The sequence below is a fragment of the Nocardia sp. NPDC004722 genome (genome assembly GCF_053601505.1).
The window spans coordinates 1-7,921 of the sequence record NZ_JBSGBY010000403.1; the positions used below are offsets into that span (position 1 = coordinate 1).

The following is a 7,921-nucleotide window of genomic DNA, read 5'->3' on the forward strand; positions in this document are numbered from 1 at the left end:
GACCGCGACCCCGGCCCACTCCCGGCGGCGCGGCTTGTCGACCAGCGCGCCGACCGCGGCGATGCCGAGCCAGCCCAGCGAATGCTCACCGAAGTGCGACATCCCGCGCGCGGCCTTGATGACCGCCGGGTTCTGGCCGATGGTGCCCTGCACCAGGTTGATGATCTTGACCTCGGCCGGGGACGCGACCGGGGCCGCCGGTGCGTCCGGGACCACGTGCAGTCCGCGGTCCGGGCTCGAAGTTGGCTGTGCAGCCGTCATTTGGGCTCGTTCCTTGATTGCGTATCGATACCGAAGACGTTCTCCCACGCGGCCTTGCTGGTGAGGTGAGCGTGCGCGCGACGATACTGCTCACGCACCTCCGGGAAGCGCTCGGCCAGCTCCTTGCGCAGGCGCATCGCTTCCTTGAACAGCTCCATGGCCTTTCGCGGATCCCGCTTACGGTAGACGACGCCGCGGCCGTCGGCGGTGGTAACGGTGACGCCGTCCACCTGCGAGAGCAGGAACCAGCGCGCGTCCAGCGTGGGGACGTTCAGCTGCGGGGTCTCGTGATGCTTCGGGTTGGCCTTGCGGAAGTTGTGCAGCACGCCCTTGCCGAGCCTGGTCACCTTGGCCAGCGGATTGCCCGGCTCACCGACGGCACCGACCTCGGCGTGCGAGGCCATGGGCAGCTCGGTGGAGGACGGCACGATCACCGCATCCGGGAAGTCCTTGCGCATGGCGTGCACCTTGCCCAGCGCGGACGGCAGCAGCTCGAACAGCTTGTCCGGGCCCGCCAGGTAGTCGCGGATCGCCTCGTTCTGGATGGCGACCGTCGAATACTCCAGGCACAGCAGGTGTTTCAGCGTCGCCTTGATGGTGTTGACCACCATGGGACGGCCGTCGTTCGGGAGGTGCAGCGAGGCGACCACCAGACGGTTGCGCAGGTGGAAGTACGCCTGCCAGTCGATGGCGTCGTCCTTGTCGGACCAGGCCATGTGCCACACAGCCGCACCGGGCAGGGTGACAGTCGGGTAGCCGTGTTCGCGTGCGCGCAAACCGTATTCGACGTCGTCCCACTTCAGGAACAACGGCAGCGGCTGCCCGATCTCCTCGGCCACCTGACGCGGGATCACGCAGGTCCACCAGCCGTTGAAGTCGACGTCGATGCGCCGGTGCAGCAGCTTGGAGTTGTCGCGGTCGCGCAGCGGGTACTTGGAGAAATCGTGGTCGTACTCGACGGTCGCGGGCGCGGTCCACATGAAGATGGAACGATCCACGATCTCGCCCATGGTGTGCAGGTGCGAACGCTCCTGCAGGTTGAGCATCTGGCCGCCGGTCAGGATGGGCGACTTGGCGAAACGCGAGAACGCCAGCGCGCGCAGGATGCAGTCCGGCTCGATCTCGATGTCGTCGTCCATGTAGACGATGTATTCGGCATCGGTGGTCTTGAGCGCCTCGTACATGACCCGGCTGTACCCGCCGGAGCCGCCGAGGTTCGGCTGATCGTGAATCGCGAGGCGACCGCCCAGGCGGGCCGCGGCCTCGGTGAAGCCGGGCTCGTCGACGACCTTGCGGTTGCCCTGGTCCGGAATGATGACGGCCTTGATCTTCTCCAGCACCAGCGGATCCGAGCCGAGCGCGGTCAGCGTCTTCACCGCGTCGGTCGGGCGGTTGAAGGTCGGCATGCCGACGGCGATGCTGCCCTCACCGGGCGCCTCGATCGGCGCGTACCAACCGCCGCTGCGCATTTCGACATGGCTGTCGGTGGTGATGTCGAACCAGATCCAGCCGCCGTCCTCGAACGGGCCCAGATCCACCTCGAACTCGACGAAGTCCGCGGCCGCCGCGCCGTCGCCCGGCGTGCTGAACTCGCTGCCCTGCACGTGGATTCGCGAACCGTCGGCCTTGGAGCGGTAGACGTCCACGCGGCCGTGGCCGGAGAGCTCCAGCTTCAGCACCACCGACTTCAGCACGCTCCAGCGTCGCCAGTAGCTGGCCGGGACCGCGTTGAAGTAGGTACAGAAGGAGACCTCGGACTCCGCGCCGATGGCCAGCGCGGTGCGCGTGATCGCGTGCGCGCGACGGGCATTGGTCTCGGATTCCTCGAGGTACAGCTTGCGGACGTCGAGCGGCTCACCCGGCCGGGGCAGGATGACGCGCTGGAGCAGGGATACGGCGCGGGTCTCGGTGCTCATGTCTTCCCGAGTCAGTTGGGCGGTCATTCGGCGGTGTCCACCAGCGGCGCACCGGATTCCAGGTGCGGGCGCAGCACGTTGTCGAACATGCTGAGCGCCGCGCCGATGGCCATGTGCATGTCCAGGTACTGGTAGGTGCCCAGGCGGCCACCGAAAAGCACTTTGTTCGAGGCGGTTTCGGCCTTGGCGCGCTCGCGGTAGGCGAGCACCTTGGCGCGGTCCTCGGGGGTGTTGATGGGGTAGTACGGTTCGTCGCCGGTCTGGGCGAAGCGCGAGAACTCGCGCATGATGACCGTCTTGTCGTTCGGGTAGGTGCCGCTGCGCTCGGGGTGGAAGTGGCGCGGCTCGATGATGCGGGTGAACGGCACGTCCGCGTCGTTGTAGTTCATGACGGGGATGCCCTGGAAGTCACCGGTCTCGAGCACCTCGGTCTCGAAATCGATGGTGCGCCAGCCGAGTTCGCCGTCGGCATAGTCGAAGTACTGGTCCAGCGGGCCGGTGTAGACGACCGGGGCGTCCGGGTTCGCGGCGCGGATCTCGTCCCGCACGTCGAACCAGTCGGTGTCCAGGCGCACCTCGATGTTCGGGCTCTCCGCCATCTTGGTCAGCCACGCGGTGTAGCCGTCCTTGGGCAGACCCTCGTAGGTGTCGTTGAAGTAGCGGCTGTCGAAGGTGTAGCGGACCGGCAGCCGGGTGATGATGTTGGCGGGCAGTTCCTTGGGATCGGTCTGCCACTGCTTGGCGGTGTAGTCGCGGATGAACGCCTCGTAGAGCGGGCGGCCGATCAGCGAGATGCCCTTCTCCTCGAGATTGGTCACGTCGCCGCTGGCGATCTCCGCGGACTGCTCGGCGATCAGGGCACGCGCCTCGTCCGGCGTGTAGTAGCGGCCGAAGAACTGCGAGATCATGGCCAGGCCCATGGGCAGCGGGTACGCCTGGCCCTTGTGCAGGCCGAAGACCCGGTGCTGGTAGTTGGTGAACTCGGTGAACTCGTTGACGTAGTCCCACACCCGCTTGTTGGAGGTGTGGAAGAGGTGAGCCCCGTACTTGTGGACCTCGATCCCGGTTTCCGGGTCCGCCTCGGAGTAGGCGTTCCCGCCCAGGTGATAGCGACGGTCCACCACCAGGACTCGCTTGCCGAGCAGGTTGGCGGTGCGTTCCGCAATGGTCAGTCCGAAGAAGCCGGAGCCGACAACAATGAGGTCGAAGGGGGATGCGACGGTCACGGGTGCCCAGCGTACCGGCATCTCCCGAAAGCGTGCGGGGGCTCCATCGGGGTGGGTTGGCAAGGTTCACACGGAGGCGATGCCGCCGCTTTGCCGGGACCGGCGGCCGACCCCGCGAGAGTAGGCCGGGAAGTGATCGCGGTCATCCCGCTGGGCGGGATTGGTCGAGATCTTTTTGCGCAGTGTTCACGAAACCGCAGACAGCTGCGTCACGAGAGCTGTATTACATAACCACTCGAACTGATCGTACGACCAGTTTTTGCCGTGTGTTTGCGCGGACGTGACACCAGCTGGACCCGAAAGACCTGATGAACATGCGCCTCGCTCGCCTCGCCCCACTCGTGGGCGCGCTCTCCATCACGGCCGTGCTCGGCACGGTCGCCCTGGTGCCGGGCGCCGCCCCGGCCCGCGCCGACGACGGCGACGCCCTCGCCGCCGCCGAGATCGCCGACGCGGACGGCCTCTGCGGCAAGCCCGGCGCGGCCACCTTCGACGACGTCATCAGCGCGGCCGCGACCGCCGTCCGCACGGTCGTGCCGGCCGGGCAACAGGCCGCATACGACCAGTCCGTCAACGACTTCCGGCAGAACGTCGCCTCGATGCACGTGCACCGGCGCGGATTCCTGCCGCTGAGCCCGGACGAGGTGAACGACCGCACCCAGTTCCTCGACGACCCGATCGTCACCTACCTGGTCAACAGCCTCGACGCGGTGCGCACCGGCCAGGTGCACCAGACCGTCGCGGTCTCGCAGCTGAAGGTGCGCGATGTGGTCGAGGTGTTCATCCTCGCCACCCGCATCGTGAAGATCCCGGCCCAGTTCGCCGCCAGCCTGGTGCCGACCGTCGGCTTCGTGCTCAAGCCGATCGTGGGTGCGCTGTTCAACGGCGTGAAATCGCTGGCGCGCGCGGTGCAGTCGCAGCTGTCGGTGGGTTGCGACGCGCACACCGTCTATCAGAAGCTGCAGCTGGATCTGCCCGATGAGCATGTCGACCTGCCGCAGCCGCTGATCGACCTGGCCAACCAGGTCGTGAAGGCCGACGGCACCTGTACGCCGATCGCCGAGCTCAAGACCGCCGACCTGGTCGAGCGCACCCGCAACTTCCTGACCACCGCGTCGCTGCCCGTCGATCCGGCCGCGGTGAACGCCAATGCCGATGCGCTGCAGGGCTTCCTGCGGGACAACCGGGTCGCCGACGTCATGATGCTGCGCCGCACCGAGCAGCTCGGGCCGATCGTGGACGCGCTGGACTACGGCCCGCTCACCTTCCTGGCCAACCTGGGCTTCGACATCTACGAGGGCCGCGCACTCAACACCGTGGCGCTCGGGGATGTGAAGGTGGAGAACGTCTTCTCGCTCATCACCTTCGCGCTCGACACCACCAGCCTGCTGCTGACCGTCGGCAACACCATCGCGGGCTTCACCGGCGTGGCCTCGACCATCACGACGCCGCTCGGCATCGCCGAGACCATCGCCTTCGCGCCCGCCACCTACGGCGCGCCGATCCTGCGCGGTGTCATGCAGTCCATGTGCGCTGCTTGATCCGCTGAAAACGACACCGCCGCCCGGTCTTTCGACCGGGCGGCGGTGTGCTTTTCGAACTCAGTAGTACGGGTAGTACGGCTGCGCGGGCACGGCCGGTTGCTTGCCCTCCGCGATCCAGCGGCCGGTGGGTGGCACCGAGGCGAGCACCAGGATGGCGATCGAGAAGATCAGCCCGATCGCGCCCGAGCCCGGGCGGATCGCGAACGAGATGACGCCCAGCACCACCGCGAGCGCGGACATGACGATCAGAATCCAGCGCCCGGCGGCCTTGCGCAGGAACAGCATGGTCGCGCCGGTGCACCACAGCGCGCCGACCACCAGCACCAGCACGCCGAAGCCGATCAGGACAGCGACGAGCCCCGATTCGTGGTGGCGGTAGCCGGTGCCGTCGCGGTAGGAGCTGTCGTCACTGCTCACCGCGGCACTGGCGATGAGCATGACGATGGCGACCAGGATGGACAGCACGCCCGCGATCATCGCCAGCACCCCGGCGGTGATGGCGGTGCCGCCGCTCGCCTTGGTCTGCTGAATCGCGTACGGCGAGTACATCGGCGGCGTCGGATAGCCCGGGTAGGCGGCGCTCGGCTGCTGTGGATAACCGGCGGGCGGCGGGAAGCCGGGCTGCTGTGGATAACCGGACTGCTGTGAATAGGCGGAAGGCGGCGGCGTCTCGATGGGCGGCAGGCCCGACTGCGGCGGGTATTCCAGCGGCGCGAAGCCCGGTTGTGGCTGATCCTGCGCACCGGACCGGCCGGACGAATCGTACGGATAACTCATCGGGTCTCCTCCCCCTGAACACTCTGGGCGAACTGTACTCCGGGGCGCTGACATGCACGAACGGGTTATCGGGCGGGTAACCGCAGACGCCCGCAGCCCCTTCCGGCGGGTGCCGAAAGGGGCTGCGGAGACTCGTTTTCCGGCTACATCTTCGCGGTGTAGGCGTGGATCGCGTCGCGTACGTACTCGGTGGTGCCCGCGCCGTGCTTGTCGTAGTTGGCGGCGAAACGCGTGTCAGCGACGTACATGTCGGCGAGATTGTTGAAGTACTGGGCGGTAATCGTCCCGGCCGAGGGTGCCGCGCTGACCCAGTCGTAGTGGCGTTGCACGATGGCCTGTACCTCATCGCCGTCTACCGGGAGGCCCGCCGCGTGGGCGCGGCCGTAGTCGGCGGCGATGTCGAGGTGGGTCTGCTGGAACGCCTTCTTCTCGGCGTCGCTCTTGGACTTCCACCAGTCGTTGCTACTGCGCCAGGCGTCCTCACCCCAGCGCTCGATGACCTCGTCCTTGTACTGGGCGTGGTCGAATCCGTCGAATACCTCGTCTGCCACGAGCTGTTCACCTGCTTCCGTCTTGCGCAATGTGGTTTGCACCGAGGCGATTTGCCGCGCGATCCGGTCCTGCTCCTGTTTCAGCAATTCCAGATGTGCGTGCAAGGCGGTCGCGGTGTCCTTTTGCCCCGCGAGGACTTCGGCGATGGCCGGCAGGCCGAGACCGAGTTCCCGGAGCAAAAGGATGCGCTGCAATCGCACGAGGGATTCCTGGTCGTAATAGCGATAGCCATTGGAACCGATCCGGCTGGGCGGCAGTAACCCGAGGTCACCGTAATGCCGCAGCGTGCGGCTTGTGGTGTGGGCCACTTTCGCCAATTCCTGGATCGACCATTCGGCACTCACGTTCCGGCCTTTCGTATCCTCTCGTTCTCCTCGACGAATTCAGGATGCAAGTTGACGTAGCGTCAAGGTCAAGGGCTAATTTACGCCCCGGCGGTGCCCCGCTCTACGCGCCGTCGGTGCACTGCGTGTAGCGGATGTGCACGGACTGCTTGGCCGGGGCCGAGCTACCGAACATGGCGGGCGGGTTCGGCATGAAGTTGGTCAGCCGGGTCATGGCGTCGTTCTCGGCGTCGGCGCGATTGCTGCCCGAACCGCCGTAGTAGTAGGTGTGATCGGCACTTTCGGCGATGGCGCCGCACCCGTCACGGAACTGCGCCAGCACCTTGCAGCCGCTGTGCGCGCACTGGCCGATGGCGTCCGCGTCGGAGGAACGCCAGTTCGGGTAGTTCCAGGCCGCGCCGTAGAAGGTCCCCCCGTCGGTGCTCAGCGCGAGCGAGCCGTACAGCGAGCCGTCCGGGCCGCGCTCGGCGTTGGCGGTGCCCGCCCCCAGCGAAGACACCAGCACGGCCGCGGCCGAGACGAACATGGTCAAGGCAAGTTTGCCCGAGAAAGCCATTGAAAATTCTCCCCATTTGGCAGCGGCCGCGCATGAATGGCCGCTCCGATTGCACTCCGTGGTGCGATCACCACTGCCCGGAGTTCTATCACGGGGTACCGACACGGCCAAGCTGGTTTTCGTCACGTCGGAACCGGTTGGCGGATAATGCCTTCCGAATAGGTCACCGGATCGGCCATCCGAGTGGAGACTTGCTTCTCGGGTACCGGCATGACATGCTCCGCGTGCGCGCTGCCGGACTCCCGATTACCGCGCGCGCACGATTCGATTTTCGGGGGGATGAGGAAAATCCAAATGCTCTCTGCGGGCCGCGCCCGAGTCCTGAACTGGGCGGCCGTCGCCGTCACCGCCGCGAGCGCCGTGCTGGCGTTCGCCGGACCCGCCGACGCGGCCGCGCCGGTGGTGCTGGGCGGTGGTTCCGGGGTGTACGTCGAGGACCTCACGACCACGGATCAGGTCAGCGACTGCACCCTCACCGCCGTGGGCTACGACAACAAGAATCAGCTCGTCGGCCTGACCGCCGGCCACTGCGGCGAGGTCGGCGCGCGCGTCGCGGCCGAGTACACCCGCAGCGGCGGCATCGGTGTCATCGCCGAGAAGAGCGATCAGATGGACTGGGGCATCATCGTGTTCAACCCGGACCGGGTGAACCCGACGCGTTCCGTCGCGCAGTCGACCATCAACACGATCGGCGCGCCGGTGGGTGATCCGCGCCACGTGTTCCTGAATCTGAACGGCGGCCTGT

At 66.8% G+C, this 7,921-nt stretch carries 6 protein-coding genes and 2 pseudogenes; 2 read left to right on the forward strand and 6 right to left on the reverse strand.

The window, feature by feature from the left end; all coding sequences use genetic code 11:
- From ACWELQ_RS31020 to glf, 3 genes and pseudogenes are all read right to left on the reverse strand, one after another.
- Positions 1–261 (reverse strand): annotated as a pseudogene (locus ACWELQ_RS31020) (phosphatase PAP2 family protein); the annotation flags it as partial.
- Positions 258–2,204, reverse strand: a complete 1,947-nt coding sequence (locus ACWELQ_RS31025) for a glycosyltransferase (RefSeq protein ID WP_452400580.1) — start codon at positions 2,202–2,204, stop codon at positions 258–260. The pseudogene ACWELQ_RS31020 and the gene ACWELQ_RS31025, both read right to left, overlap by 4 nt.
- A complete protein-coding gene (gene glf, locus ACWELQ_RS31030) occupies positions 2,201–3,403 on the reverse strand; it encodes a UDP-galactopyranose mutase (protein ID WP_452400581.1) in 1,203 nt (400 codons plus the stop codon). Before glf ends, ACWELQ_RS31025 begins: the two co-directional genes overlap by 4 nt.
- Before the next feature lie 314 nt (positions 3,404–3,717).
- On the opposite strand from glf, the gene ACWELQ_RS31035 reads away from it, so the two are divergent.
- A complete protein-coding gene (locus ACWELQ_RS31035) occupies positions 3,718–4,944 on the forward strand; it encodes a hypothetical protein (protein WP_452400582.1) in 1,227 nt (408 codons plus the stop codon).
- A 60-nt stretch (positions 4,945–5,004) separates the two neighbouring features.
- Here the strand turns inward: ACWELQ_RS31035 and ACWELQ_RS31040 are convergent, their stop codons facing one another.
- The 3 genes from ACWELQ_RS31040 to ACWELQ_RS31050 all read right to left on the reverse strand — a co-directional run bounded on the left by ACWELQ_RS31040 (position 5,005) and on the right by ACWELQ_RS31050 (position 7,176).
- Positions 5,005–5,724: a hypothetical protein gene (locus ACWELQ_RS31040; protein ID WP_452400583.1), complete on the reverse strand. Its 720-nt coding sequence runs from the start codon at positions 5,722–5,724 to the stop codon at positions 5,005–5,007.
- 143 nt (positions 5,725–5,867) lie between these two features.
- Entirely contained in the window at positions 5,868–6,620 is a 753-nt protein-coding gene (locus tag ACWELQ_RS31045) for a MerR family transcriptional regulator (protein WP_452400584.1), read from the reverse strand.
- 103 nt (positions 6,621–6,723) lie between these two features.
- Positions 6,724–7,176, reverse strand: coding sequence for a DUF4189 domain-containing protein (locus ACWELQ_RS31050; protein ID WP_452400585.1), 453 nt, complete (start codon positions 7,174–7,176; stop codon positions 6,724–6,726).
- Positions 7,177–7,470: 294 nt separating this feature from the next.
- On the opposite strand from ACWELQ_RS31050, the pseudogene ACWELQ_RS31055 reads away from it, so the two are divergent.
- Positions 7,471–7,921, forward strand: a pseudogene (locus tag ACWELQ_RS31055) (hypothetical protein); the annotation flags it as partial.